General features: G+C 59.2%; 22 protein-coding genes and 1 pseudogene. 17 read left to right on the top strand and 6 right to left on the bottom strand.

The window, feature by feature from the left end; all coding sequences use genetic code 11:
- Window positions 1-177: 177 nt before the first annotated feature.
- From AC07U6_RS02090 to kdpD, 8 genes are all read left to right on the top strand, one after another.
- A complete protein-coding gene (locus tag AC07U6_RS02090; RefSeq protein WP_494761171.1) occupies window positions 178-1,095 on the top strand; it encodes a DMT family transporter in 918 nt (305 codons plus the stop codon).
- Window positions 1,096-1,200: 105 nt separating this feature from the next.
- Entirely contained in the window at window positions 1,201-2,676 is a 1,476-nt protein-coding gene (locus AC07U6_RS02095; protein WP_494761172.1) for a UbiD family decarboxylase, read from the top strand.
- An 89-nt stretch (window positions 2,677-2,765) separates the two neighbouring features.
- The gene (locus AC07U6_RS02100) at window positions 2,766-3,653 is read left to right on the top strand and encodes a LysR family transcriptional regulator (RefSeq protein ID WP_494761173.1); all 888 of its coding nucleotides are present in this window, start codon (window positions 2,766-2,768) and stop codon (window positions 3,651-3,653) included.
- A gap of 175 nt (window positions 3,654-3,828) precedes the next feature.
- The gene (gene kdpF, locus AC07U6_RS02105) at window positions 3,829-3,918 is read left to right on the top strand and encodes a K(+)-transporting ATPase subunit F (protein ID WP_105593590.1); all 90 of its coding nucleotides are present in this window, start codon (window positions 3,829-3,831) and stop codon (window positions 3,916-3,918) included.
- Window positions 3,918-5,603 carry a potassium-transporting ATPase subunit KdpA gene (gene kdpA, locus AC07U6_RS02110; RefSeq protein ID WP_494761174.1) on the top strand — a complete coding sequence of 562 codons (1,686 nt, stop codon included), beginning with the start codon at window positions 3,918-3,920 and terminating at the stop codon, window positions 5,601-5,603. The genes kdpF and kdpA overlap by 1 nt, the downstream gene beginning before the upstream one ends.
- An 18-nt stretch (window positions 5,604-5,621) precedes the next feature.
- Window positions 5,622-7,670: a potassium-transporting ATPase subunit KdpB gene (kdpB, locus tag AC07U6_RS02115; RefSeq protein WP_494761175.1), complete on the top strand. Its 2,049-nt coding sequence runs from the start codon at window positions 5,622-5,624 to the stop codon at window positions 7,668-7,670.
- An 11-nt stretch (window positions 7,671-7,681) separates the two neighbouring features.
- Window positions 7,682-8,248 (top strand): potassium-transporting ATPase subunit KdpC, encoded by a 567-nt coding sequence (gene kdpC, locus AC07U6_RS02120; protein ID WP_494761176.1) that lies wholly within the window; start codon window positions 7,682-7,684, stop codon window positions 8,246-8,248.
- A gap of 91 nt (window positions 8,249-8,339) precedes the next feature.
- Window positions 8,340-11,021, top strand: coding sequence for a two-component system sensor histidine kinase KdpD (kdpD, locus tag AC07U6_RS02125; protein ID WP_494761177.1), 2,682 nt, complete (start codon window positions 8,340-8,342; stop codon window positions 11,019-11,021).
- A gap of 169 nt (window positions 11,022-11,190) precedes the next feature.
- Here the strand turns inward: kdpD and AC07U6_RS02130 are convergent, their stop codons facing one another.
- From AC07U6_RS02130 to AC07U6_RS02140, 3 genes and pseudogenes are all read right to left on the bottom strand, one after another.
- Complete coding sequence (locus AC07U6_RS02130; RefSeq protein ID WP_123334356.1) at window positions 11,191-11,406, bottom strand: YdgH/BhsA/McbA-like domain containing protein; 216 nt, start codon at window positions 11,404-11,406, stop codon at window positions 11,191-11,193.
- A 356-nt stretch (window positions 11,407-11,762) separates the two neighbouring features.
- On the bottom strand, window positions 11,763-12,368 hold the full coding sequence (locus AC07U6_RS02135; protein WP_494761178.1) for an alpha/beta hydrolase: 606 nt from the start codon (window positions 12,366-12,368) through the stop codon (window positions 11,763-11,765).
- A 20-nt stretch (window positions 12,369-12,388) separates the two neighbouring features.
- A pseudogene (locus tag AC07U6_RS02140) lies at window positions 12,389-12,580 on the bottom strand (glutathione S-transferase family protein); the annotation flags it as partial.
- A gap of 251 nt (window positions 12,581-12,831) precedes the next feature.
- On the opposite strand from AC07U6_RS02140, the gene AC07U6_RS02145 reads away from it, so the two are divergent.
- Window positions 12,832-14,664, top strand: a complete 1,833-nt coding sequence (locus tag AC07U6_RS02145) for an ABC transporter ATP-binding protein (protein WP_494761179.1) — start codon at window positions 12,832-12,834, stop codon at window positions 14,662-14,664.
- Between the two features lie 2 nt (window positions 14,665-14,666).
- On the opposite strand, the gene AC07U6_RS02150 is transcribed toward AC07U6_RS02145, so the two are convergent.
- Complete coding sequence (locus tag AC07U6_RS02150; protein WP_494761180.1) at window positions 14,667-15,794, bottom strand: GNAT family N-acetyltransferase; 1,128 nt, start codon at window positions 15,792-15,794, stop codon at window positions 14,667-14,669.
- A 204-nt stretch (window positions 15,795-15,998) separates the two neighbouring features.
- Here AC07U6_RS02150 and AC07U6_RS02155 point away from each other — a divergent pair, with 204 nt between their 5' ends.
- The gene (locus AC07U6_RS02155) at window positions 15,999-16,904 is read left to right on the top strand and encodes a siderophore-interacting protein (protein ID WP_494761181.1); all 906 of its coding nucleotides are present in this window, start codon (window positions 15,999-16,001) and stop codon (window positions 16,902-16,904) included.
- A gap of 8 nt (window positions 16,905-16,912) precedes the next feature.
- Here the strand turns inward: AC07U6_RS02155 and AC07U6_RS02160 are convergent, their stop codons facing one another.
- Window positions 16,913-17,815 carry a LysR family transcriptional regulator gene (locus AC07U6_RS02160; protein WP_494761182.1) on the bottom strand — a complete coding sequence of 301 codons (903 nt, stop codon included), beginning with the start codon at window positions 17,813-17,815 and terminating at the stop codon, window positions 16,913-16,915.
- A 218-nt stretch (window positions 17,816-18,033) separates the two neighbouring features.
- Here AC07U6_RS02160 and AC07U6_RS02165 point away from each other — a divergent pair, with 218 nt between their 5' ends.
- Window positions 18,034-18,366: a helix-turn-helix domain-containing protein gene (locus tag AC07U6_RS02165; protein ID WP_200563158.1), complete on the top strand. Its 333-nt coding sequence runs from the start codon at window positions 18,034-18,036 to the stop codon at window positions 18,364-18,366.
- Between the two features lie 158 nt (window positions 18,367-18,524).
- Entirely contained in the window at window positions 18,525-19,034 is a 510-nt protein-coding gene (locus AC07U6_RS02170) for a TIGR00645 family protein (RefSeq protein WP_494761183.1), read from the top strand.
- Window positions 19,035-19,064: 30 nt separating this feature from the next.
- Here AC07U6_RS02170 and AC07U6_RS02175 read toward each other — a convergent pair whose 3' ends face one another.
- Window positions 19,065-21,053 carry a sigma-54-dependent Fis family transcriptional regulator gene (locus AC07U6_RS02175; RefSeq protein WP_494761184.1) on the bottom strand — a complete coding sequence of 663 codons (1,989 nt, stop codon included), beginning with the start codon at window positions 21,051-21,053 and terminating at the stop codon, window positions 19,065-19,067.
- Window positions 21,054-21,239: 186 nt separating this feature from the next.
- Here AC07U6_RS02175 and AC07U6_RS02180 point away from each other — a divergent pair, with 186 nt between their 5' ends.
- From AC07U6_RS02180 to AC07U6_RS02200, 5 genes are all read left to right on the top strand, one after another.
- The gene (locus AC07U6_RS02180) at window positions 21,240-22,253 is read left to right on the top strand and encodes a Gfo/Idh/MocA family oxidoreductase (RefSeq protein WP_494761185.1); all 1,014 of its coding nucleotides are present in this window, start codon (window positions 21,240-21,242) and stop codon (window positions 22,251-22,253) included.
- Window positions 22,254-22,264: 11 nt separating this feature from the next.
- The gene (locus AC07U6_RS02185; RefSeq protein WP_494761186.1) at window positions 22,265-23,041 is read left to right on the top strand and encodes a TIM barrel protein; all 777 of its coding nucleotides are present in this window, start codon (window positions 22,265-22,267) and stop codon (window positions 23,039-23,041) included.
- A gap of 111 nt (window positions 23,042-23,152) precedes the next feature.
- Window positions 23,153-24,076, top strand: a complete 924-nt coding sequence (locus tag AC07U6_RS02190; protein ID WP_105593570.1) for a substrate-binding domain-containing protein — start codon at window positions 23,153-23,155, stop codon at window positions 24,074-24,076.
- A 198-nt stretch (window positions 24,077-24,274) separates the two neighbouring features.
- Window positions 24,275-25,171 (top strand): alpha/beta hydrolase, encoded by an 897-nt coding sequence (locus AC07U6_RS02195; protein WP_494761187.1) that lies wholly within the window; start codon window positions 24,275-24,277, stop codon window positions 25,169-25,171.
- A gap of 193 nt (window positions 25,172-25,364) precedes the next feature.
- The gene (locus AC07U6_RS02200; protein ID WP_494761188.1) at window positions 25,365-25,682 is read left to right on the top strand and encodes a CopG family ribbon-helix-helix protein; all 318 of its coding nucleotides are present in this window, start codon (window positions 25,365-25,367) and stop codon (window positions 25,680-25,682) included.
- The last annotated feature ends 77 nt before the right edge of the window (window positions 25,683-25,759 follow it).

Here is a 25,759-nt window from a genome sequence, read left to right on the forward strand (position 1 = left end):
CTAATGAGAAGTCTTTCACATTCTCACCTTTCCAGATCACGACACAGCTCCCACTTTCCGTTAACAAATCTCCATGGCCGATAACGGCTTGTTTTGCCAAACGACGAAGCATATAACTACTCTTTCCGCTGACGGGATCGCCCTGCGGCAGTGAATTTTTATCAACGGGAGAAGTGAGTGAGACAAGGGGATATGGGTCGTTTACTGCTGCTTGCCGCCATCTGGGGTGCCAGCTTTCTGTTTATGCGGGTTGCCACGCCGGTTTTTGGCTCGCTGAATACCGCCTTCCTGCGCGTTTTCTTTGGCTGCCTTGGCCTGGTTGCACTGCTGCTGATCCTGCGAGTGAAGTTCACCTTTAATGGTAAAGCGCTGCCGGCGCTGCTGCTGGGGGGGATCAATTCCGCCGTGCCGTTTGTGATGTACTGCCTGGCGGCAAAATGGCTGCCCGCGGGCTATTCCGCCATTCTGAATGCCACCACACCGCTGATGGGCGTACTGATCGGCGGCCTGCTGTTCAGCGAACCGTTTACGCTGCGTAAGCTGGGCGGTGTGGTGCTGGGATTAGCGGGAATTGTGCTGCTGACCACCACCGGCAGCCTGGCGCTGACCCACGATGTGCTGTTGGGTATCGCCGCCTGTCTGGTCGCCACCGCCTGCTATGCAATAGCCGGGTTCCTCACCAAAAAATGGATCGGCGATCGCGGCGGGCTGGATGCCAAACTGGTGGCGCTCGGTAGCCAGGTGGGGGCAACCCTGTTTATGCTGCCGATCTTTATCACGTCGGTCGCCGTCCAGCCGGCGGTTGACTGGCAGCACCCCGGCGTCTGGCTCTGCGTACTGGCGCTGGGACTGGTGTGTACCGCCTGGGCGTATATCCTGTTCTTCCGCCTGATTGCTGATATCGGCCCGCTGAAAACATTGACCGTCACCTTCCTGATCCCGCCTTTTGGCGTGCTGTGGGGCTATCTGTTTCTTGGCGAAACGATCTCCAGTGGCTTTATCGGCGGTGGGGTGGTGATTATCGTGGCGGTGTGGCTGGTGACCGGCAGTGTAAAACCGAAGACGAAGATTACGGATGCCTCGCTGAAGTCCTGATGCCACGCATTAGCCAAAAGGTATAGCAGGTTAGCTTTTCAGTCATATTCACGGCCGCCGGGTGCATCACATACTGGGGGCTGTGAATCACTGAGGAAGATAACCATGACCGAGACGGTTTACGATCTCCGCTCCGCGCTGGCGCGGCTGGCGACAATGGACGGCGCGCTGGTCAGCACCGACACCGAGGTTGACCCGCATGCCGAGCTGTCGGGCGTGTATCGTTATGTCGGCGCGGCCGGAACGACCCGGCGACCAACGCGTGAAGGCCCGGCGATGCTGTTTAATCGGGTGAAAGGCTTTGCGGATTTCCGCGTGGTGACCGGGGTGATGGCCTCGCGCCGCCGCGTGGGGGCGCTGCTGGGCTGTGAGCCCGACAGGCTGGGCCATCTGCTGATGAATTCGGTAAAAAATCCCATACCTCCCGCGCTGACGCAAAGTGCGCACATTCCCTGCCAGGAAGTGGTTCACCTCGCCAGCAAGCCGGGCTTTGATATTCGCACGCTGTTGCCCGCGCCGACCAATACCGAAGAGGACGCTGGTCCCTATTTCACCATGGGGCTGTGCTACGCCACCGACCCGGAAACCGGCGAGTCGGATATTACTATTCATCGGCTGTGTATGCAGGGGCCTGATGAACTGTCGATGTATTTTGCTCCCGGGCGTCACCTGGACGTCTTCCGCGCGAAAGCGGAAGCGGCAGGCAAAGCGCTGCCGATCACCATTAGCCTTGGCGTCGATCCGGCGATTTATGTCGGCGCCTGCTTTGAGCCACCAACCACGCCGCTGGGCTTTGACGAGCTGAACATCGCTGGTGCGCTGCGCGGTAAGGCGGTGGAACTCGCGCAGGGCGTGGCGGTGAATGCCCGGGCGATTGCCCATGCGGAGGTGGTAATCGAAGGGGAACTGATGCCGGAGGTGCGCTATCGGGAAGATCGCAACACCAATACCGGCAAAGCGATGCCGGAGTTCCCCGGCTACACCGGGGCCGCCAATCCCTCATTACCGGTAATCAAAGTAAAAGCGGTTACCCATCGCCGCCATCCGATCCTGCAGCACACCATCGGCTGTAGCGAAGAGCACGTCAATATGGCCGGTATCCCCACTGAAGCGAGTATCCTGGGCATGGTAGAGCGGGCGATGCCGGGCCGCCTGCTCAACGTTTTTGCCCACTCTTCCGGTGGCGGTAAGCTGATGGCGGTGATGCAGTTTAAGAAAAGCATCCCGGCGGATGAAGGGCGCCAGCGCCAGGCCGCGCTGCTGGCTTTTGCGGCATTCCCGGAGCTGAAGCACGTAATGCTGGTAGACGAAGACGTGGATATTTTCGACAGCAACGACGTGCTGTGGGCGATGCAAACACGCTATCAGGGCGATGTCGATACCGTCTTTATCCCCGGCGTGCGCTGCCATCCGCTCGACCCGTCGCAGAGCCCGGAATACAGCCCGAGTATTGCCGCTAAGGGTATCGCCTGCAAAACTATTTTTGACTGCACCGTACCGTTTGCGCTGAAAGAGCATTTCCAGCGCTGCCGGTTCAAAGAGGTCGATGTGCGGCGTTTTCTGCCTGATTTTAAAACCTGATCGCCGCTCTGGCATGATGCGCTTTGTTTTGATCGCCCGTGCGGGTGTAAAAAGAGTTATCCGGTCAGCAGACACAGGAAAACGCTGCGATGTTGAAACTCAAACCCCTGTATTACTTCAAAACGGTAGTGGAAAAAGGCTCGATTTCGGCGGCTTCTGCGGTGCTGTATACCGCCCAGCCGCCGATTAGCAAAGCGATACAGCAGTTGGAAGCCCAGTGGGATGTGTTGCTGTTTGACCGAACGTCGCGTGGGATGGTCCCCACCGATGCCGGGCGCTATCTCTATCACCGGGCGGGGGATCTGCTTCTACAGGCGCAGAATATCGACAGCGAAATGTGTGCCTTTAGCGAAGGGCAGCGCGGCGTGGTGCGTCTGGGCTGCGTGGACATGGGCATTGGCCTGCTGGCCGAAGCCATCGCCGCGCTGCGTTCGCGCTATCCCGATCTGCAATTCTCGTTGTATCAGGGCGACCCGCCGTGGCTGGAAGAACTGCTGGAGCGGCGGCAGGTGGATGCCGCGCTGATCCATCTGCCGCTGACGCTGAATCCGCACAATATCGCCAGTATTCCGCTCAACCAGCTGAACGTTCGTGTGCTGTGCCTGGCCGACTCGGCGCTGGCCGATCTTACCGCCGTCACGCTGGCACGGCTGGCGGAACAGCCGCTGGTGTTGCTGCGGCGTAAAACCGGTTTCGGCATGTACGATCGGGTCCTGCAGTGCTTTACCCAGGCGGGACTGACGCCAAATATTGTGGCGCAGGCCAGCGATCTGCCGGTGATGAAGCAGCTGGTGCGCCAGGGCGTGGCGGTGGCGCTGGTGCCATCGCTGACCGAGGCGGAAAGCGAAGCCGGGTTGATTTCGCTCCCGGTGCCGGAGCTACACTCCGCTGCCGACAGGCTGGCGCTGATTTACTATCAGCAGCATGCGGAGAGCGCGGTGCTGAAACCGCTGCTGGAATACTTCTTCTCGCGTTAAGGGCGCGGCAGGCGATATCTTTACGCGTGCCGGTTCCCTGCCAGGCGAGCAATAATCGCTGAAAAAATCAGGCCATTTTTATACTTTTTTTACACCCTTCCCCCGCATTTTTACACCAACTTTGCACGCCGCTCGCAACAATATCAGCCATCTGAAACGCCTCTGGAGGTGTGCTGTGAGCGCTGCTGTAATAACCGGTATCGTGCTGGTATTTGCCCTGTTGGGCTATCTGATTTATGCCCTGCTTAACGCGGAGGAGTTCTGATGGCTGCCTCCGCCTTTTTACTGATCTGCTGTTATATGGTGCTGCTGCTGGTGTTTGCCCGTCCGTTAGGCCGCGGTCTGGCGTGGCTGATTGCAGACTGTCCCGTGCCGGGTTTTTCCGCTGCAGAATCCCTGCTGTGGCGTGTAAGCGGCGTTGCGCCGGGCGGAATGAACTGGCAGCGCTATCTGCTGGCGATCCTGCTGTTTAACGCCGTCGGACTGCTGGTGCTGTTCCTGATGCTGCTCAATCAGGGCCACCTGCCGCTTAATCCGCAGGGATTACCGGGGCTGAGCTGGCATCTGGCGCTGAACACCGCGGTCAGCTTCGTCACCAATACCAACTGGCAGTCCTATGCCGGGGAGAGTACCCTGAGCTATTTCAGCCAGATGGTCGGCTTAACCGTGCAGAACTTCCTCTCCGCCGCCACCGGCATTGCCGTGGCATTCGCGCTGATACGTGGCTTTGCCAACCGCGCGCTGGACGATTTGGGCAACGTCTGGCGTGATATCACCCGCGTCACCCTCTTTGTGCTGCTGCCGCTTTCCCTGCTGATGGCGCTGTTCCTGGTCAGTCAGGGGGTGCTGCAAAACCTGAATGGCTATGTGGAACTGACCACGCTGGAGGGAGCAAAACAGGTGCTGCCGATGGGGCCGGTGGCTTCGCAGGAGGCGATCAAAATGCTGGGCACCAACGGCGGCGGCTTCTTTAACGCCAACTCCGCGCACCCGTTTGAAAACCCCACCGCGCTGAGTAACTTCGTGCAGATGCTGGCGATCTTCCTGATCCCGGCGGCGCTGTGCTTTGCCTTCGGTGACGTGCTGCGCGACCGGCGTCAGGGCCACACGCTGCTGTGGGCGATGTCGCTGATGTTTATTGCCGCCGTTGCCGTGGTGATGTGGGCGGAACTACAGGGCAACCCGCACTTCCTGACGCTGGGGGCCGATAGCGCTGCCAATATGGAAGGCAAAGAGACGCGGTTCGGCATTCTCAATTCCAGCCTGTTCGCGGTGATTACCACGGCGGCCTCCTGCGGTGCGGTGAACGCGATGCACGACTCCTTTACCGCGCTGGGCGGCATGGTGCCGATGTGGCTGATGCAGATCGGTGAGGTGGTGTTTGGCGGGGTGGGCGCGGGGCTGTACGGCATGCTGCTGTTTGTGTTGCTGGCGGTGTTTATTGCCGGGCTGATGATCGGCCGCTCGCCGGAGTATCTCGGCAAAAAAATCGACGTCTGGGAGATGAAAATGACCGCGCTGGCGATCCTGGTCACACCGACGCTGGTGCTGCTGGGCAGTGCGCTGGCGATGATGACCGACGCCGGACGCAGCGCGATGCTGAACCCCGGCACCCACGGTTTCTCCGAGGTGCTGTACGCGGTGTCATCAGCGGCCAACAACAACGGCAGCGCCTTCGGTGGCCTCAGTGCCAACACGCCGTTCTGGAACCTGCTGCTGGCGTTTTGCATGCTGGTGGGCCGCTTCGGCATCATCATTCCGGTGCTGGCCATCGCCGGTTCCCTGGCGCGCAAAAAAATCCAGCCGCAGGGTAACGGCACGCTGCCCACCCACGGTGCGCTGTTTATTGCCCTGCTGATTGGCACCGTGCTGCTGGTGGGCGCGCTGACCTTTATCCCGGCACTGGCTCTGGGGCCGGTGGCGGAACATCTGCACATGCTCAGTCGTTAACGAGCGGAGAATCACGAGATGAGTCGGAATCAACAGGCGCTGTTTGACGGCGCACTGATCGGCGTGGCGCTGCTTGATGCGCTGAAGAAGCTGGACCCGCGCGTACAGGTGCGTAATCCGGTGATGTTTGTGGTCTGGCTGGGCAGCGTCATCACCACGCTGCTGGCGATCGCCATGGCGGCGGGGAAAACTCCGGGCGAGGCGGGCTTCACCGCCGCTATTTCCCTGTGGCTGTGGTTTACCGTGCTGTTCGCCAACTTTGCCGAAGCGCTGGCGGAAGGGCGCAGCAAGGCGCAGGCCAACAGCCTGAAGGGCGTGACCAAAACCAGCTTTGCCAAAAAACTCAGCGAAGCGCGCTACGGGGCCAGCCATCAGCCGGTGGCGGCGGATAGCCTGCGCAAAGGTGACTGGGTGCTGGTGGAAGCTGGTGACATCATTCCCTGCGACGGCGAAGTGCTGTCCGGCGGTGCCTCGGTAGATGAAAGCGCCATCACCGGTGAGTCTGCACCGGTGATCCGCGAATCCGGCGGGGATTTTTCCTCGGTGACCGGCGGGACGCGCATTCTTTCCGACTGGCTGGTGGTTCAGTGCAGCGTGAATCCGGGGGAAACTTTCCTCGATCGCATGATTGCCATGGTGGAAGGTGCAACGCGGCGTAAAACGCCGAACGAGATTGCCCTGACCATTCTGCTGGTGGCGCTGACCATCGTCTTCCTGCTGGCCACCGCGACGCTGTATCCGTTCTCCGCCTGGGGCGGCAGCACGGTCAGCATTACCGTACTGGTGGCGCTGCTGGTCTGCCTGATCCCCACCACCATCGGCGGCCTGCTGTCGGCGATCGGCGTGGCGGGCATGAGCCGCATGCTGGCGGCTAACGTCATTGCGACCAGCGGCCGCGCGGTTGAGGCTGCGGGTGACGTTGACGTGCTGATGCTGGATAAAACCGGCACCATCACCCTCGGCAACCGGCAGGCGACGCAGTTTCTGCCCGCGCCGGGCGTGACGGCGGAGCAGCTGGCCGATGCGGCACAGCTGGCGTCGCTCGCCGATGAAACCCCGGAAGGGCGCAGTATTGTGGTGCTGGCGAAGCAGAAATTTAACCTGCGCGAACGCGATCTGAGCAGCATGGACGCCACTTTTATTCCGTTCTCGGCGCAGACGCGCATGAGCGGGGTTAACGTGCAGCAGCGTGCCGTGCGCAAGGGCGCGGTGGATGCAGTGCGCCGCCATATCGATAGTAACGGCGGCCAGTTCCCGTCGGAAGTTAACGGCCTGGTAGAACAGGTTGCGCGGGCGGGCGGCACGCCGCTGGTAGTGTGCGACGGCGCGAAAGTGATGGGTGTGGTGGAGCTGAAGGACATCGTCAAAGGCGGTATCAAAGAGCGCTTCGCTGAAATGCGCAAAATGGGCATTAAAACTATCATGATCACCGGCGATAACCCGCTGACCGCCGCTGCCATTGCCGCCGAAGCCGGGGTGGATGACTTCCTGTCGGAAGCCACGCCGGAAGCCAAGCTGGCGCTTATCCGTCAGTATCAGGCGGAAGGCCGACTGGTAGCGATGACCGGCGACGGTACCAACGATGCCCCGGCGCTGGCGCAGGCCGACGTGGCGGTAGCGATGAACTCCGGTACCCAGGCAGCGAAAGAGGCGGGGAACATGGTCGATCTGGACTCCAACCCGACCAAACTGCTGGAGGTGGTGCACATCGGCAAGCAGATGCTGATGACCCGGGGTTCGCTGACCACCTTCAGCATTGCCAACGACGTGGCGAAGTATTTCGCTATCATCCCGGCGGCCTTTGCGGCGACTTATCCGCAGCTGAATATGCTCAACGTTATGCACCTGCATTCCCCCACCTCGGCGATGCTGTCGGCGGTAATCTTTAACGCGCTGATTATCGTGTTCCTGATCCCGCTGGCGCTGAAGGGCGTGAGCTACCGTCCCCTGAGCGCGGCGGCGCTGCTGCGCCGTAACCTGTGGCTGTACGGCGTGGGCGGGCTGCTGGTGCCGTTCGCCGGTATTAAGCTTATCGATATGCTGTTGACCGTAACCGGTCTGGCGTAAGGAGAACTATCATGAGTCAATGTCGCCCTGCACTGTTTTTACTGTTGATACTGACGCTGGTCGTCGGCGTGTTTTATCCTTTACTGACCAACGGGCTGGCGCAGTGGTGGTTCCCGCATCAGGCCGGTGGGTCGCTGATTGAGCTGCGGGGTGAACCGCGGGGTTCTGCGCTGATCGGGCAGAACTTCAGCCAGCCGGGCTACTTCCAGGGGCGTCCATCCGCCAGCGGTGATGCGCCCTATAATCCACTAGCCTCCTCCGGCAGTAACCTGGCGGCGAGCAACCCGGCGCTTGACCAGGCGCTGGAACAGCGAGCGGCGGCGCTGCATGCGGCTAACCCGCAGGCCCCCGGATCGATCCCGTTAGATCTGCTGACCGCTTCCGGCAGCGGGCTTGATCCGGCGATTTCACCGCAGGCGGCGCGCTGGCAGGCTCCCCGCATTGCCGCAGCGAGGCAGCTGCCGCTGGGCGTGGTACAGAAGCTGATTGAGCAGCAGACCCACACGCCGATGCCGGCGTTTATCGGTGACCCAACGGTTAACGTGCTGGCGCTGAATCTGGCGCTGGATGCCATGTAGAAGAAAGGTAGCCTTACTGGGCTGATGCAACGGGCCGCACGGCGATTTTAATCCGGTGCGGCTTTTCGCCGTTTTGATCACAGGGAGCATTATGAACGATGAACTCCAGCGCCCGGACCCGGATGCGCTGCTGCGCCAGGCGGCGGATGAGGGCCGTGGCAAACTAAAAATCTACTTTGGTGCCTGTGCCGGGGTGGGTAAAACCTGGTCGATGCTGCAGGAGGCACAGCGCCTGCGCGGCCAGGGGCTGGAGGTGCTGGTCGGCATCGTTGAAACCCACGATCGCCCGGAAACTGCGGCGCTGCTGGCCGGGCTGACCGTACTGCCGCGTCGTGCCACCGGGCCGCAGCGCTACCCGGAGTTCGACCTTGATGCCGCGCTGGCCCGCCATCCGGCGGTGATCCTGATGGACGAACTGGCGCACAGCAACGCCCGCGGATCGCGGCACCCCAAGCGCTGGCAGGATATCGAAGAGCTGCTGGACGCGGGCATTGACGTGATGACCACGGTTAACGTGCAGCACCTTGAAAGCCTGAACGATGTGGTGGGCGGCGTGACCGGCATTCGGGTACGGGAAACGGTGCCGGACCCGTTCTTCGACGCCGCCGACGAAGTGGTGCTGGTAGATCTGCCGCCGGACGATCTGCGCCAGCGGCTGAAAGAGGGCAAAGTTTATATCGGTGCGGGGGCAGAGCGCGCCATCGAAAACTTCTTCCGCAAGGGCAATCTGATCGCCCTGCGCGAGCTGGCGCTGCGCCGTACCGCCGATCGCGTTGACGACCAGATGCGCGCCTGGCGCGATACCCAGGGCCGTGAAAAAGTCTGGCACACCCGCGATGCGATCCTGCTGTGCATCGGCGACAACGGCGGCAGCGAAAAGCTGGTGCGCAGCGCCGCCCGGCTGGCAGGCCGTCTGGACTGCGTCTGGCACGCGGTATACGTGGAAACGCCGCGCCTGTATCGCCTGCCGGAAGCCCGGCGGCGCGGCATTCTGCGCACGCTCCAGCTGGCGCGCGATCTCGGTGCGGAAACCGCCACCCTCTCCGACACCCGCGAAGCCCGCGCGGTACTGCGCTACGCCCGCGATCATAATCTTGGCAAAATTATCCTTGGACGCCGCCCCAGTAAGCGCTGGTGGCGCGAACGCTTTGCCGATCGTCTGGCGGAGATGGGGCCGGATCTCGATATTCTGATCGTCGCCCTCGACGATCCGCCTGTGGATGTTGGCCCGCCGCTGGCAAGACAGAACGCGGCGAACGATGGCCGCTGGCGTGCGCAGTTGCACGGCTGCGTGGCGGCGCTGCTGCTGTGCGTCGTGGTGACGCTGGCGGGGCGCTGGCTGCTGCCGCGCGTTGATTCCGTCAACCTGGTGATGGTCTACCTGCTGGCGGTGGTGGTGGTGGCGCTGCGCTACGGCCGCTGGCCGTCGGTGGTGGCCACCGTGCTGAATATTATTGCCTTTGACCTGGTGTTTGTTGCCCCTACCGGCACCATGGCAGTGTCGGACGTGCAGTATCTGGTGACCTTTGGCGTGATGCTGGCAGTGGGGGTGATCGTCGGCAATCTGACGGCGGGCGTACGCTATCAGGCGAGGGTAGCGCGCTATCGCGAACAGCGGGCGCAGCACCTGTACGGTATGGCAAAAGCGCTCAGCCGGGCACTCAGCCAGCAGGATATCGCGGCCATCCTGCAGCGCAGCCTGGAAAGCACCCTACAGGCGCGTAGCGAGCTGCATCTGCCGGATGAACAGGGCGCGCTGAAGGTGGTGGGCGAAACGCACCTCAGCACCCAGCCGGATCGCGCCATCGCCCACTGGAGTTTTAACAAGGGCCAGCCCGCCGGAGCCGGAACCGATACGCTGCCCGGCGTGCCCTGGCAGATGCTGCCGTTAAAAAGCGGTAGCGAAACCCTTGGACTGCTGATTCTTGAACCGCTGAATCTGCGTCAGCTGATGATCCCGGAGCAGCAGCGGCTGGTGGAGACCTTTACCGTGCTGATCGCTAACGCACTGGAGCGCATGGCGCTCAGCCAGCGTGAGGCGGCTTCCCGGCTGGCGGCGGAGCGCGAGCAGCTGCGCAACGCGTTACTGTCCGCGCTTTCCCACGATCTGCGTACGCCGCTGACGGTGCTGTTTGGCCAGGCGGAAATCCTGACCCTGGATCTGGCCAGCGAGAACTCGCCGTATGCACCGCAGGCCAGCGCGCTGCGTGAGCAGACGCTGAACACTATCCGGCTGGTCAATAATTTGCTGGATATGGCGCGGCTACAGTCCGGTGGCTTCCACCTTAAGCGCGAGTGGATGGCGCTGGATGAGCTGATTGGCAGCACGCTGCGCACCATGAACGCCTCGCTGGCCGACCGTACCGTTCAGCTGGATCTGCCGCCGGAGCTGCTGCTGATTGACGTGGACGCGCCGCTGATGGAGCGGGTGCTGGCGAATCTGCTGGAGAACGCGCTGAAATATGCCGGGGCGGATGCCGAGCTGGGCATTCGCGCTCGCAAGATTGGGGGGGCGGTATCACGGCTGGAGATTATCGTATGGGACAGTGGTCCGGGGATACCTGCCGGGCAGGAGCGGAAGATTTTTGAAAAATTCTCTCGCGGGAATAAAGAATCATCGGTGCCGGGCGTTGGGCTGGGATTAGCGATTTGTCAGGCGATTGTAGCGATGCATGACGGGGACATTTATGCGGAAAATCGCCCGCAGGGTGGCGCAAGTTTTGTTATTTTGCTGCCGATGACGGCACCGCCGGAGCTTGAGGATTATGAGTGAGCTTGAGGATGAAGAAGAATGTGGACGAATAAGGTGAATGAAGCAACGTACCAGTTTTTATCCTCGCTGAGCACGGCATGACTCTCGTTTAAAACATTTCCGAACGCTGAAAACCAGAAGAGGCCTCCCAACGGGCGGCCTCTTCTGGCATATCCTTATGCGACCATTTTTATTTGATCAATTCCGCAGATACGTAAGCGCCGTTTTCAACGCGTGCGCTGGTGATTTTGTAACCGGCACCCGCCTGCTGAGCCTGAGCGGCGATTTTCGCTTCAGCGCCGTCAAGGGTAGAGGAGGTGGCAGTAACGCTCTGAGCGAAGCTACCGAATGACATCAGTGAAAGAGCAGCAACGGCAGCAACAGACAGTGTTTTGATAGTTTTCATGGTCGTATTCCTTCATTTGTATGGTGAGGAGGTTGTTTGCCTCCGATGAATGAATAGTAACTTAAGTTACTATAATTTGATTAACAGTTAGTGCGATAATTGTGATCTTGCTAATTTTTCGATAAACAGATGATATCGGTCAGTCCTTGTTCAGTCAGTGAAAAAGGAGGAGTGGCTGTCGTCAGGAAAGGGTCAGGTGATGGAAATGTCAGAAGGTAAGCGTGATGCAGGGTGTGAGGCGGTAGTGATAAGACGAAAAAAAACCGACGGATGAGGTCGGTTTCTTTCCGGTTCAGAAGAGGTAACTCTGACCATAGAGGGACTATCCTCTGTTGACATCAGGATGATACATCCGCTCAGCTTAACTTCAAACGCCCGGCAATAAACTCCACCGCAAGCTGCGCACCGCGTGCCGAAATGGTGTGTCCGGTCCCCGGCTCGAAGTCGCTGCGGGCGCTGACGCCCAGATCGCGCAGCGTCTCCGCCGCCACTTCGCTCTCTGTCACCGGGATCACGCCGTCGGCCATACCGTGGATCAGCAGCACCGGGGTATTCAGCGCCGGTGTGAACGGCTGCGGTGAGGCAAGGCGACCGGAGAAGGCCACAATCCCGGCGACCGGCCAGCGCCCGGACACCAGTGTATCCAGCGCCATAATCGAGCCCTGCGAGAAGCCGACCAGCACAACCTTGTCGAGCTTATCGGTCATCTGATGCTGTTCCAGAATTGCCGTCAGTTCGCGGTCAAATGCCTCCCGCGCTTCGGCCACGCGCGCCGGGCGGTTAGCCGGCGTGATGCCGGCCAGGCTGAACCACTGATAGCCCGCGCCGTGCTCAAAATGGAACGGCGCGTCAGGGCTGGCGAAACTCACACCCGGCAGGATCGGTGCCCAGTGGCGGCCCAGCCCGGCGAGATCGTTGCCGTTGCTGCCCACGCCGTGCAGTAAAATAACCAGACCTGTCATGACATTTCTCCTGATGCAGATTACACACCGTACGCGGTCATATCGGGACCGGCAGGCACAATTCCATTCGAGTTCAGGCTCTTGATCGAGTAATAGCCCTGTTTAATATGGTCGATACTCACTGTTTCGCGCACCCCCGGCAGCGCCAGCATACGCAGCAGATAGCCGTTAAGCGCCGGGTAATCACGCAGCTGCCGCTGATTACACTTGAAATCGCAGTCCAGACGTTCCACATGCTTTTCCTGAGTTCGATGGGCTAATTCCCTGCGGGTACGATTTCCCCTGCCGCAGGTGCTGGCGTTATTAAAGCAGCCTTTGCGGCCGTTGTGCATCCATCAGCCACATTTCATCGTTCGGCCGCCGCGTCGTTGGATTTTTTACGGCATAAAGGCACTGACTGACGCCTGACCGACAATAAGATGCACTAAGCTTCAGGGTTCTGTTGGTCAACTGAGCCTGTCTTATGTTTTATCACCGTGTTGAAAGGATGATCGATACCTTCAGGGAAGCCCGGGGTACCACGCCGCCCGACAGCGTGTGGCCCTTCTATCTGTTCTATCTGCGCCAGGTGTGGCCGGTTTTTGCGCTGCTGCTGGTGATTGGCCTGGTGGCCTCGCTGATTGAGGTTTCGCTGTTTCGCTATCTCAGCCGGATAATTGATCTGGTGAACACGACTCCAGCCGCCAGTTTCTTTCAGGATCACTACGGCGAACTGCTGTGGATGGCGGCGGTGGCCATGCTGTTCCGCCCGCTGTTTATCGGGCTGCACGATCTGCTGGTGCATCAGACCATTAACCCCGGCATGACCAACATGATCCGCTGGCAGCATCATAACTACGTGCTGCGTCAGAGCCTGAACTTCTTCCAGAACGACTTTGCCGGGCGCATCGCCCAGCGGATTATGCAGACCGGCAGCGCACTGCGCGATTCGGCAGTGCAGATGGTGGATGCGCTGTGGCACGTGGTGATCTACGCGGTGACCACGCTGGTACTGTTCGCCGAAGCCGACTGGCGGCTGACTATTCCGCTGATTATCTGGATTATCGGCTACGTACTGTGCCTGAAGTATTTTGTGCCGAGGATTAAAGCGCGCTCGGTGGCCTCATCTGATTCCCGCTCGCGGCTGATGGGCTTTATTGTGGATGGCTACACCAATATCGCCACCCTCAAGCTGTTTGCTCATGGCGATCTGGAGCGCCGCTACGCGCGGGAAGCGCTGGACGATCAAACGCAGAAAACCCGCAGCCAGGGGCGGATGGTCACCGGAATGGATGTGGTGGTGACCACATTGAACGGCCTGCTGATCGTCAGCACCACCGGACTGTCGCTGTGGCTGTGGGGTCAGTCGCTGATCAGCGTTGGCGCCATTGCGCTGGCCACCGGGCTGGTGATTCGCATCGTCAATATGTCCGGCTGGATCATGTGGGTGGTCAACGGCATCTTTGAGAATATCGGTATGGTGCAGGATGGACTGCAAACCATCTCCCAGCCGCTGAGCGTACGCGATAAACCTGATGCGGTGGCGCTGAATGTCAGCCGTGGTGAAATCCGTTTTGATGGCATTACCTTCAATTACGGCGGCGAGCGGCGGGTGATTGACGATCTGCAGCTGGACATTCGTCCGGGCGAGAAAATTGGTCTGATTGGCCCGTCGGGAGCCGGGAAATCGACGCTGGTTAATCTGCTGCTGCGCCTCTATGACCTTAACGGCGGGCAGATTCTGATCGACGGGCAGAACATTGCCGACGTCAGTCAGGAGAGTCTGCGTGCGCAGATCGGGATGATTACTCAGGATACCTCGCTGCTGCACCGTTCGATCCGCGAAAACCTGCTGTATGGCCGCCCCGGCGCCAGTGAAGAGGAGATGCTGCAGGCGATCCACCGGGCGAAGGCCGATGAGTTTATTCCGCTGCTTTCCGATCTGCAGGGGCGCACCGGGCTGGATGCGCACGTCGGCGAACGCGGCGTGAAGCTCTCCGGCGGACAGCGCCAGCGTATCGCCATCGCCCGCGTGCTGCTGAAGGATGCGCCGATCCTGATTATGGATGAGGCCACCTCAGCGCTGGATTCCGAAGTGGAAGCGGCGATTCAGGAGAGCCTGGAAGGGCTGATGGGCGGCAAAACGGTGATTGCCATCGCCCACCGCCTGTCAACCATCGCCCGTATGGACCGGCTGGTGGTGCTGGAGCAGGGTCGCATTGTTGAGATCGGCAGCCACGCCGAGCTGCTGGCGAAGGACGGCCTGTACGCGAGGCTATGGCGGCACCAGACCGGCGGCTTCGTCGGCGAACAGTAGCGCTATCCGGCGTTAAGCCGGTACGGCAGCGCGTCGCGGGCTTCCTCGGCCCAGGCGCGCACGCCGTCGCGTTCCTGCTGCAGGAAATCCGCCACGGCGTCATGCAGTCCGCCGTGGCGCAGCAGGTGCCAGGATTCCGTCAACACCGGTTCAAAACCGCGTATCAGCTTGTGCTCCCCCTGTGCCCCGGCGTCAAAGCGCCGTAGCCCGTTGTCAATCGCGTACTCCATCCCCTGATAGAAACAGGTTTCAAAGTGCAGGTGGTTAAACTCCGTCAGGCAGCCCCAGTAGCGGCCGTAGAAGGTACTGCCATCAACCAGGCTTAACGCCATCGCCACCGGCTGGCTATGCTGGCTGGCAATGGTGATGCGGAGCGATCCCGGCATGCGTTCCGCCAGCAGGCTGAAGAATTGTCGGGTGAGATAGGGCTGACGGCCGCGAATAAAGTAGGTGTTGGCGTAGCAGGTGTAGACAAAGTCCCACTGCGCTTCATTCAGCTCATGGCCCTGATACCAGCAAAATTCAATGCCCTGTTGGCGTACGCCTTCGCGCTCTTTGCGCAACTGCTTACGTTTGCGCGAGGTCAGCGCGTCGAGAAAATCCTGGAAGTCGCGGTAGCCGCGATTGTGCCAGTGATACTGGCAGCCGAGGCGCGGCAGCCAGCGGCTATCCTCCGCCAGCTGAGCGCCGAGGGAAGCATCGTTAAAGTTAATATGGCCGCTGTGAAAACCGTGTTCGGCGAGAAATTCCGGCAGCGCCTGAATCAGCCGGCTGGCGGCCTGCGTTTTGCCCAGCAGCCGCGCGCCACCGACCGGGCTGAACGGCACCGCCGACAGCCACTTGGGATACCAGGGAATGCCCGCCCGCTGGCTGGCATCGGCCCAGGCGTGATCGAAGACGTATTCGCCCATGGAGTGCCGCTTGCCGTAGCCCGGCATCGCCGCCAGCACGCTGTCGCCCTCACGCCACAGTAAATGCTGCGGCTGCCAGCCGCTGTGGCCGCCGACCGAGCCGCTCTCTTCCAGCGCGCTGAGAAACGCGTGGCGGAGAAAGGGCTGGTCATTGGGGGTCAGGGTATCCCACTGACTGGCCGGGATATCGGCCAGCTGCGTCAGAAGGGTCAGCGACATCGGCATACTCCGTGATAAACAAAAACCTTACGTTGAACGCTTTCGCGACGGAGATCAACGCCTTCCGCCCGTGAAGCACAGGCGGATAAACAAGGAAGGATACGGATTAGGGTAATACGCATTCTCATTATCATTTGCCTTTGCTATTCTTGCTGCCCTTATGTGCGGCACGCGAGCACGGCTTTCGGTTAACAAGGTGGATCTATGGCTGCTCAGAGTTATCGCTTATTTAATGTCGTACTGGCGCGCAAGCAGGTACTTTCTCCTTCGATGCTGTGCTGCGTGTTTAGCGGTGAAGAAGTGTGCCAGATGAAAATGGACGCGCCGGACCAGCGCATCAAGCTGCTGCTGCCTGCACCCAGCGGCAGGCACTTTGAGCCGGTCGATAACGGCCTGACGTGGTGGGAGAACATGGGCAAGCTGCCGGTGGAAGACCGCCCGATTATGCGCACCTACACGATTCGCCACGTTAACGCCGACGCCGATGTGCCGGAGATGGAAGTGGAATTCGTGATGCACGGTACCGAAGGCCCGGCCTCGGCCTGGGCGCTGGGCGCGCAGCCGGGCGATGCCATGCAGATCGCCGCGCCAAACCGGGAATACGGTCAGGACAGCGGCGGCTACGAATGGAACCCGCACGAGCAGGTGAAGCAGGGGCTGGTGGCGGCGGATGAAACCGCGCTTCCGGCGGCGAAGGCGATCCTTGAGCAGCTGGCCGCATGGCAGAACCCGCCACAGCTACAGGTATTTCTGGAAGTGCCCGAGCGCGGTGACTGCGTCGATCTCAGCCAGTATACTTTTGCCGATATTCACTGGCTGCCGCGTGAAGCGAGCGGGGCCAGCTACGGCGAAGCGCTGCTGGCGGCAGTGCGCGAGCACGTTCGCCTGCCGGACAGTGCGCTGGCGCGGGAAGACCTGCGCGAAGAGGCCGAAGGGCAGCTGGTGTGGGACCGCGCCGACCACGACGACGTGCGCTTCCACGGCTGGGTGGCGGCAGAGTCCAGCGCGGTGAAGCACCTGCGTCGCTATCTGATCGGCGAGCGCGGCCTGGCTCAGGACTGCATCAGCTTTATGGCCTACTGGAGCCGAGGCCCGCGCCGCAAAGGCTGATTGCCGCGTCAGTTCTCCATCAGCACCGGGCAGGCCTCTTTTAGCGTGTTATAGAACCAGGTTTTAGCGGTGATGTCGCCGATCTCGGTATGGCCGTAGAGATAAACCTCCAGGTTCGGCAGCTGGAAAGGCAGTTCAACGATCCGCCCGTTGCCGCGCGCGGCATAGATTTTTGCCGCGCTGAGCGGAATAGTGACCAGCAGTTCACTGCTGGCGATAATCTCCCCCAGCGCGGTAAAGTGCGGTACCTCCAGCGCGATACGCCGTTCAAAGCCATACTCCTTAATCTGCGCCTCCACTATATGGTGCCCGCTGATGGTAGACACGATAATGTGCTGCTCGGCCTGATAGTCATGCAGCGTCAGCTCGCCGCCGATGCGCGGATGCTGGTTATTCACCAGGCAGACGTAGCGCTCGTCCATAATTCTGTCGCGCTGGGCAATCGGTGAAATGCTTTCGTTGCGGCTGCACAGCGTGGCATCCACTTTTCCGGTCAATAGCCATTCATCGATACGCATCATATCGATCGGCAGCACTTCCAGCTGCACATTCGGCGCCAGCTCTCGCAGATGTTTAACCAGCCTCGGCAGCAGCAGCTGCTCGCCAAGGTCGGAGAGCGCGAGGCTAAATTTGTGAAAAGATGTTTCCGGAGAGAAGCTGCGGGTATCGGCAACCGCCTTCTCAATCCCGCTCAGAGACTGCTTAAAAACTTTATACAGATGGCTGGCAACAGGCGTCGGCAGCATCCCTTTTCGGCTGCGCTTAAACAGCTCGTTATCCGTCACAGACCGCAGCCGGGCTAGCGCATAGCTAGCAGATGGCTGGGTGATGAACAGACGATCGGCAGCACCGCTGACGCTGCGGGTTTCATAAATAGCGATGAAAACCCGGACCAGATTAAGATCCATCATGGAGTTATATAGTTCCTGTCTATATCAGCAGATTAAAATTATCTATTTGAGCTATTTTAAACTTGCTAATAACATCCTTTCTACTTTTTATTGATATGTTCCGTTAATTTTTGCATATCACCTGTTTCAGCATATAAATCAAAAAGATAATTTCATCGTTAAATATGAATGGCAGAAGCAGATGCGGGTAATTCGCTGCCGTTGTGGAGTGTGTAGAAATGAAAAATGAAATCGTAGACGTCATCGTAGACTGGATTGATGAACATCTGGAAGAAGGGCTGAATATCGAGGCCGTGGCGGCAAAATCGGGCTACTCCAAGTGGCACCTGCAGCGCGCGTTTAAAGAGAAAAAGGGCATTACGCTGGCGAGTTTTATCCGCAGCCGTCGCCTGGATCAGGCCGCACAGTGCCTGATTAATTCCACCAAAAGCATTATGACTATTTCGATGGATCTGGGTTTCTCCTCCCAGCAGTGTTTCCAGCGGGTGTTTAAAAAGCACTTCAACGTCACCCCGCGCGACTACCGCGTGCAGTACCGCCAGTATCACTAACGCCTTTCGCCACCCGGTGGCCAGCTGCCTTCGCTGCGGGATGACCTTCCCGCAACGTAAAGTCGTTTAAATTGTTCCAATTCCGGGCTTCCGCGCCTGCTAAAGTTCATCGACCATCAGTTATACTGTGCGCCGTGTTGAACTCTGAACTGGATGCTATGGAACGTTTCGTTGAAAATCTGATTTACACCTCACGCTGGCTGTTGGCTCCAATCTACCTTGGGCTGTCGCTGGGATTGCTGGCGCTGGGCATTAAGTTTTTCCAGGAAGTCTTCCACCTGCTGCCGCACGTGATCGAGATGACCGAAAACGACATGGTGCTGATGCTGCTGTCGATGATCGATATGACGCTGGTAGGCGGACTGTTGGTCATGGTGATGCTTTCCGGCTATGAAAACTTCGTTTCCAGGCTGGATCTGGACGAGCACCGCGAAAAGCTGAGCTGGCTGGGTAAAATGGACTCCGGCTCGTTGAAGAACAAAGTCGCGGCGTCGATTGTGGCGATCTCTTCAATCCACCTGCTGCGGATCTTTATGGACGCGCGCAACGTGCCCGACAACAAGCTGCTGTGGTACGTGATTATTCACCTGACCTTCGTGCTGTCCGCCTTTGTGATGGGCTACCTCGACAGCATGTCGCGCAAAGATAAAGACAAAACCTTAATCTGATTCGCTCAGACTCTCGCCGGTAGCGCTGCGCTACCGGCGAAACTCATCCACGTTTATCGCGTACTTTTTCAGTTTGTTATACAGCCCGGCGCGCGACAGGCCCATCTGCTGTGCGGCCTGCCGCAGATTGCCGTTCAACGAATTCAGCGTGGCGATGATATGCACCCGCTCATTCTCATCCAGCCGCACAGTTTGGGCCGTTTCGCCCCGCACAATGGCCTGCTCCGGCAGCGTGCGGCCCGTCTGAATCACCTCTTCCGGCAGATCGCCAAGGTCAATATGCAGTCCGTCATGGGTATTAATCACCCGCTCGACGATATTTTCCAGCTCTCTTACGTTGCCCGGCCACGTGTAGTGGCACAGCGCCTCTATCGCTCGGGGCGTAAACTGTACGTGAACCTTCTTCAACTGGGTGCAGACTTTTTCCCTGAACCACTCGGTCAGCGCCGGAATATCGCTGCTGCGTTCGCGCAGGGCCGGAATGGGGATCGAGATGACGTTCAGCCGGTAGTAAAGATCGCGGCGGAAGGCGCCGGTTTCTACCGCCTTCAGCAGATTGCAGTTGGTGGCGGCGATAATCCGCACGTTAACCTTCACCGCCTGCGATGCGCCGATGCGCACCACTTCACTCTCCTGCAGGACGCGCAGCAGGCTGGTTTGCGCCTCCAGCGGCATATCGCCAATCTCATCAAGGAATAAGGTGCCGCCGTCGGCCAGCTCAAATTTCCCCGCCGCCCCACCGCGACGCGAGCCGGTAAACGCACCGTCGGCGTAACCAAACAGCTCGCTCTGGACCAGATCGCGCGGCAGCGCGCCGCAGTTCACGGCAATAAACGCCTCACCGCTGCGCGGGCTTTCATTATGAATTGCCTGAGCAAACAGCTCTTTGCCGGTGCCGCTTTCGCCGGTCAGCAGTACCGTACTGTCGCTGCGGCAGCTGCTGCGTGCTTTTTCCATTGCTACCATCAGCGCCGGTGCGCTGCCGCACAGCATGTCGAAGGTATAGCTGGCGTTAACGCCCATCACCCGGCGAGTAATGGCGCGAATACGCTGGTTTTCCCGCAGGGCGATAATCTTGCCGCCAGTCGGTGCGGGCATCACCGACACCAGGCAGGAGACGTGCTGATTTTCTGACGGTACAAACACCACTTCGCGGTCGTTGCAGAAGGTCATGGTCGCCAGCCGTGCGTTTTGCGGGTTCAGCACCGCATCCACCTGATGACCGGTGCAGGCAAAACCTTGGAAGATCTGCCGCGCGTAGCGGTTGATGGTTTTGATCGTACCGCTGCGATCCAGCACGATCACCCCTTCATTTAATGTTTCCAGGATCGACTTCTGCTCCGCCAGCAGGGCGCGCAGGATCAGTTGCTGGCCGACCGCTTCCGCCGCCGCCTGCACGGTGCCCAGGGTGTGATAGTGGAAGTTATCCTGAGTGGCGGTCAGCGTCAGTACGCCAATCATTCTCCCTTCGGCATCGCGGATCGGCGCGGCGGCGCAGGGATAGTGGCGGCTGCGCAGGGCAAATTTCCAGTTTTCACCACTGAGCAGATAGACCAGCCGCTGCTGCTTCAGGCAGCGCGCGGTGCAGTTGGTCCCCATCTCCGATTCACGCAGGATGCTACCCACCGGTGTGATATCCAGCCCGCAGTAGGAGAGGGTGATGCCGTTGGCGTCGGTGAGATTGATATGGCCGTCGGGATTATAGGCCAGCAGATTTTCCATAATCCCTCTCGCCACCTCAATCAGCACGGCGTTATCCGCCAGAATCTGCTTCACCTCATCCTGAGGCGGGAAGGTGTAGGCAAAAAAAGAGGGGTCGATACCGGCATCGCGGCTGTATTTCCACGAGTTCAGAATGTCGGGGCGCACGAAGTCCGGCTCTTTACCGGTATCAAAATCACGGCGGGCCTGCTCAAGCAGCGCATCCCAGCGCCGGGCTTCCTGACTGTTCTCCGGCAGGCTCAGTTTGCCGTCGCACTCTGCGCCAATAACTGCTCCCAGAACGGGTTGATGACTCATGCTCTACCCTCCGCTTATCGAGTGTCCATTTTATCGACATGTTAAGTTGACATGTTTTTTTTATGTCCATTTTGTGATCGCAGCGGGCAGAGAAAAGCGCGCCATCAGGGGTTTGTCAGGCTGGCATAGCGTTTGCTTATGTCAAAGACACAACGAATGTCTGCCAGTAACCTGAAGGGGAACAAGATGTCTGCAACAAAACAAATCGTGCGCGTAGGTCTGATTGGCGCGGGACGGATGGGGAGCTTCCATGCGACCTCTCTGGCTCAGCGTGTACCGGGTGCAGTCCTGGCGGCGGTGGCCGATCCGGTACCGGGAGCCGCACAGCGTCTGGCCGAAAAACTGGGCGTTGAGCGCTTCTACAGCGAGCCGCAGGCGATGCTCGACAGCCCGGATATTGACGCGGTGGTGATCGTTTCCCCGGCACGTACTCACACTGAACTGGTGGTCGCCGCCGCGCGCGCCGGCAAGCACGTCTTCTGCGAAAAGCCGATGGCCGTCACCCTTGAAGAAGCCGATCGCGCCATTGCCGCCGCCCGCGAAGCCGGTGTGGTTCTGCAGGTTGGCTTCAACCGCCGCTTCGCCAGCGGATTTGCTGCCGCGCTGGCGGAAATCAAGGCCGGTAAAATCGGCACGCCGCAGCTGCTGCGCTCGCTGACCCGCGACCCGGCTCCGCTGCGCGATCCTACCCCTATCCCGCCGTGGACAATCTACCTGGAAACACTGATCCATGACTTCGACACCCTGCTGCACTGCAACCCGGGCGCGAAGCCGGTAGAAGTGTATGCGATTGCCGACGCGCTGGTGCGCCCGGACTTCAAAGATAAAGGCCTGCTGGACACCTCCGTGGTGACTATCCGCTTTGATAATGGCGCGATCGCGATTGCCGAGGCCAACTTCCAGGCCGTGTACGGCTACGACGTGCGCGGTGAAGTGTTCGGCAGCAACGGCATGCTGCAAATCGGCAATATCAACCTCAATAACGCGGTGCGCTATACGGCGGAAGGTATCTCGATTGATACCTCGCGCCAGGATACCGACCTGCTGGCCGATGCCTACATTGCCGAACTCACCGAATTTGCGCGCTGCGCCGCCACTGGCGAAACCCCACGCGCCACCGGTGAAGATGCGCGTAACGCGCTGGCGATTGCGCTGGCCTGTATCGCCTCCGTGCAGCAAAACCTCCCGGTTAAATTATAAGGATCTCAACCATGTCCGATTACAGCCTGTCAGTCAGTGCCGAAATGGTCTTCCTCGATCTGCCGTTTATCGAACGCGTGCAGCGTATTCACCAGCTGGGATTCGGCGTGGAGATCTGGCACTGGGAAAACAAAGATATCGATGCGCTGGCGGCGACCGGTGCGCGCTTCACCTCAATGACCGGTTATCTGACCGGCAACCTGACCGACGATGCGGAAATTGAAAACCTGCTGAGCAGCGCTGCAGAGTCGCTGGCGGTGGCCGAGCGGCTGAACTGCCCGTCGCTGAACCTGCACGGCACCGGGCTGGATAATAAAGGCCTGCCGGTGAAGCCGGTGGAAATTGTCACCGGCGAGATGTGGGTAAAGGCGGTGAGAACGCTGGAAAAGCTGGCGGCGCTGGGTGAGAAAGCCGGGCGGGTGTTTACCCTGGAAAACCTGAATACCGCCGTCGATCACCCGGGTACACCGTTTGCCAAAGCGGCGGATACCCTGGCGCTGGTGGAAGCGGTCAATAGCCCGTATCTGAAGATGAATCTGGACCTCTACCATGCGCAGATCGGCGAGGGCAACCTGATTGAGCTGGTGCAGCGCAGCGGCAATGCGATCGGTGAAATTCAGGTGGCGGACGTGCCGGGCCGCTGCGAGCCGGGCACCGGAGAGATCAACTATCGCGCGGTGGCGAAAACGCTGCGTGCCATGAATTACCGGGGGGTAATTGCGCTGGAAGGCTGGGCGTCAGGGGGCACTGAAACTGCTCTGACAAGCTTTAAAGCGCACTTTGAGTAATGCAGGACCGATGCGGCCAGCCCTGGCCGCAATTTTTTAAGCAATCAGTCGTTCATCAGTAGTTTGCAGTTAAAAAAACAATAACTTACCTACACCTACAGGAATCACGCTATGAACACGAAAAAAATCGCACTGCTCGTTTGCGCTATGGCGCTGGCACCGGCTTCCCAGGCGAAAGACCTGCGCATTGGTGTTGCGCTGGCTAACTTCGATCTTAACTTCGTCTCCATTCTGCGTACCCAGATGGCCAATGAGATGAAGAAGGAGAATATTCAGGGGCAGTTTGAAGATGCCAAGGGCGATGTGGCGGTGCAGGTTCAGCAGGTTGAGAACTTTATTAATCAGGGCGTTGACGCGATTATCCTCAACCCGGTGGATACCCAGGGCGTTAAACGCATGATGGATGCGGCCACCAAAGCCAACATCCCGCTGATCTTTGTTAACCGTAAGCCGGAAGTTGAGCTGACCGGTAAGATGGCCTACGTCGGCTCCGACTCGCTGCTGGGTGGGCAGATGGAGATGGAAGCGCTGGCGAAAAAGATGAATTACAAAGGCAACGTCGCCATTCTGATGGGCGCGCTGTCGGCGGAGGAAGCCCGTCAGCGTACCAAAGCGACGGAAGAGGTGATCGCCAAATATAAAGATATGAAAGTGATCGAGAAGCAGTCCGCCCAGTGGATGCGTAACGAAGCGGTGGATGTGACCTCCGGCTGGCTGCTCTCCGGCGATAAGATCGATGCGATTGCCGCCAACAACGATGAGATGGCTATCGGCGCGATTATGGCCCTCGGTCAGAGTGGTAAAAAAGATATTCTGGTTGCCGGTATCGACGGCACCCCGGATGCCCTGCAGTTTATTAAAAACGGCAAGCTGGCGTTAACCGTGTTCCAGGATGCGGCGGGCCAGGGTGTGGGCGCGGTGACCATGGCGAAGCAGGTGATTGACGGTACCAATAAAGACAAATTTATGTGGATTCCGTATCAGGTGATCACCAAAGAAAACTATGAAGAGTTCACCAAAAAGAACGTGAAGTAACCTTCCCGCCGGGTCCTGAATCAACAGGACCCGCTATTGCCTGTTCTCGTCTGAGTAATCCCACATTTAGTGATGAAAAAAGTGTGACGCCTGTGGCATTTTGCCACGGTTGTGAATACTATTTCGCCACTGAGATCCGCCGTCCTGGCGCTCAACGATAACCTCCCTGTTTCCTGCTGAGAATGTTGGATATGTACGATGATTAGTCGCCGCCGCCTGCTGCTTGGCTCCGGCGCGTTTGTCCTTGCCATGAGCACCGATAACCTGTTTGCACGTCAGGACTTTTTCCCGCTGTGGCCGGAAGAGCCGCCGGGCGGAGGTGGTCCTAAGGGGGCGCTGCGCATCTCGCCTAACGGTTCGTGGTCGAATATCGTCAGCCCCGGCATTCAGCGTTTTCAGCCGGAAGTGCCGAACGGTAAAGCCGTACTGATTGCTGCCGGTGGAGGATACCGCTGGATCGGCATGGGGCGCGAAGGCTGGCCGGTAGCGCGATGGCTGGCCTCGAAGGGCTACACGGCCTACGTACTCAGCTATCGCCTGCCCGGTGAACACTGGCAGGACGGTAACCTGGTGGCGCTGCAGGATGCCCAGCGGGCGATCCGCCTGGTGCGCTCGATGGAGCGCAGCGTGCATCTGCTTGGTTTTTCCGCCGGAGGACATCTGTTCGGTATGGCTGCCGCCCGTCCCGACTACAACGTCTATCAGCCGCAGGATGCGCTGGACGAACTGTCACTGAAAGTCGATAGCGTCGGGCTGATTTATCCGGTGATCACCCTCGAACCGCCTTACACCCATACCAACACCCACCTGTCGCTGGTGGGTAATCATCCCTCTCCCGCCGAAGAGGCCAGCTGGTCGGTGCAAAACTACGTGACGCGCGCCTATCCGCCGCTGTTTATGGCGCAGGCGGAAGATGACACCACCTCCAACCCGGAAAACAGCGTGATCATGCACGATACCTGCCGCCGGGTAGGCGTTTCGGTACAGATGATCCGTATTTCCAAGGGCGGTCACGGTTTTGGTTTGGGTAAAGTGGGTACCCCTGCTGCAATCTGGGATGAGGCCTATGCGGTGTGGCTGGCGGCACGCGGGTGATTTTTCCTTTTCTGTAGCCGTTTGATTTTCGGCTGCGAATTTGCGAGCGGCCTCGGTTAATCGGTCAAAATACCAGCGCTAACGGACAAGCTGCGGCATAAATAGCGGTGTCTATTCACATGGAATCGCGCAGATTTTTCAGGCGTGTGGCACAGAACCCGACTGCTGGCGGGTGAGATCAGGATGATTTAGTATGATTAGAATTGAAGCACATTATGAGCGCTCCATTATGGGACAGGCAAAAACTCGTGCGGTTACCGCCTGTGTTACCCTGGAAATGGCAGAGAAACTCGATCGGATAGCGGCGGACTACAGTTGTTCACAGGAATTGCTGATAAAGCAGGCCCTGCAGGATTTAATTGACCGGGAAGAGCAGCGTCATCAGATGACGCTGGAAGCACTGGCCGCGGTGGATGAAGGCCGCGTGGTTGCCCATGATGATGTGATGCAATGGGCGAAAAGTTTAGGCACAGAGAACGCCTTATTGGTACCCAAATCCGGTAAACAGTGATGGTGTTGCTTTGGGCACAGGAAAAACCTGAGCAATAAAAAAGGGGGCGATTGCAATAATCGCCCCCTTTAATGAGA

The sequence above is a fragment of the Erwinia sp. GW821-FHT03D09 genome, from assembly GCF_059420805.1.

Coding starts and splice junctions, on each gene's coding strand:
- AC07U6_RS02150 (WP_494761180.1), bottom strand. CDS start 15,794: ATGTCGCTGACCCTTCTGACGCAGCTGGCCGATATCCCGGCCAGTCAG.
- AC07U6_RS02135 (WP_494761178.1), bottom strand. CDS start 12,368: ATGACAGGTCTGGTTATTTTACTGCACGGCGTGGGCAGCAACGGCAAC.
- AC07U6_RS02130 (WP_123334356.1), bottom strand. CDS start 11,406: ATGAAAACTATCAAAACACTGTCTGTTGCTGCCGTTGCTGCTCTTTCA.
- AC07U6_RS02180 (WP_494761185.1), top strand. CDS start 21,240: ATGTCTGCAACAAAACAAATCGTGCGCGTAGGTCTGATTGGCGCGGGA.
- AC07U6_RS02200 (WP_494761188.1), top strand. CDS start 25,365: ATGATTAGAATTGAAGCACATTATGAGCGCTCCATTATGGGACAGGCA.
- kdpD (WP_494761177.1), top strand. CDS start 8,340: ATGAACGATGAACTCCAGCGCCCGGACCCGGATGCGCTGCTGCGCCAG.
- AC07U6_RS02155 (WP_494761181.1), top strand. CDS start 15,999: ATGGCTGCTCAGAGTTATCGCTTATTTAATGTCGTACTGGCGCGCAAG.
- kdpA (WP_494761174.1), top strand. CDS start 3,918: ATGGCTGCCTCCGCCTTTTTACTGATCTGCTGTTATATGGTGCTGCTG.
- AC07U6_RS02165 (WP_200563158.1), top strand. CDS start 18,034: ATGAAAAATGAAATCGTAGACGTCATCGTAGACTGGATTGATGAACAT.
- AC07U6_RS02095 (WP_494761172.1), top strand. CDS start 1,201: ATGACCGAGACGGTTTACGATCTCCGCTCCGCGCTGGCGCGGCTGGCG.
- AC07U6_RS02170 (WP_494761183.1), top strand. CDS start 18,525: ATGGAACGTTTCGTTGAAAATCTGATTTACACCTCACGCTGGCTGTTG.
- AC07U6_RS02175 (WP_494761184.1), bottom strand. CDS start 21,053: ATGAGTCATCAACCCGTTCTGGGAGCAGTTATTGGCGCAGAGTGCGAC.
- kdpC (WP_494761176.1), top strand. CDS start 7,682: ATGAGTCAATGTCGCCCTGCACTGTTTTTACTGTTGATACTGACGCTG.
- AC07U6_RS02100 (WP_494761173.1), top strand. CDS start 2,766: ATGTTGAAACTCAAACCCCTGTATTACTTCAAAACGGTAGTGGAAAAA.
- AC07U6_RS02190 (WP_105593570.1), top strand. CDS start 23,153: ATGAACACGAAAAAAATCGCACTGCTCGTTTGCGCTATGGCGCTGGCA.
- AC07U6_RS02185 (WP_494761186.1), top strand. CDS start 22,265: ATGTCCGATTACAGCCTGTCAGTCAGTGCCGAAATGGTCTTCCTCGAT.
- AC07U6_RS02195 (WP_494761187.1), top strand. CDS start 24,275: ATGATTAGTCGCCGCCGCCTGCTGCTTGGCTCCGGCGCGTTTGTCCTT.
- AC07U6_RS02160 (WP_494761182.1), bottom strand. CDS start 17,815: ATGATGGATCTTAATCTGGTCCGGGTTTTCATCGCTATTTATGAAACC.
- AC07U6_RS02145 (WP_494761179.1), top strand. CDS start 12,832: ATGTTTTATCACCGTGTTGAAAGGATGATCGATACCTTCAGGGAAGCC.
- kdpB (WP_494761175.1), top strand. CDS start 5,622: ATGAGTCGGAATCAACAGGCGCTGTTTGACGGCGCACTGATCGGCGTG.